General features: G+C 53.8%; 1 protein-coding gene. It reads left to right on the top strand.

The genetic code is table 11. The annotated features are described in order from the left end of the window. On the top strand, window positions 1–420 hold a 420-nt coding region (locus FYM52_RS19025), incomplete at both ends, for a hypothetical protein (protein ID WP_238826277.1).

Consider the following 420-nt stretch of genomic DNA (forward strand, 5'->3'; position numbering starts at 1 on the left):
TCGTGGGAGGGGGCGTTCCTCTTCTCTCAGAAACCCCTCGTCCTCGCGAAATTTCTCCATGGCTTCCTCTCCCAGCTGGTAAAACCTGATCTCTTCGGAAAAGATATCGATAGGTACATTGACAGGTCGGCGGATTCGCCCGCCGCTCTGATAGTAATAGAGGATGGCGTCGAAACTGGGCCTATTGCGATCAAAAAAGTATTCGTTTCTAAGGGGGTCGAAATACCGCATCCGGCGTTTTGGGTCCCCAAGAAGAGTTTCTGGAAATTGACAAAGTGTCTTAAGCTGTGTCTCGAATCGAAGCCCGCTAATGTTTATGACGACTCTTTCCCCACAGCAGTCTTGCTCGCCGGCAGCTGGAAGGGAGGGGGGCAATGGCTCATACCGATCGCATCCTCCGCCTCCACAGCCCCCCTGGGG

Source organism: Comamonas sp. CAH-2 (genome assembly GCF_009668305.1).
Taxonomy (GTDB): domain Bacteria; phylum Pseudomonadota; class Gammaproteobacteria; order Burkholderiales; family Burkholderiaceae_C; genus Comamonas; species Comamonas aquatica.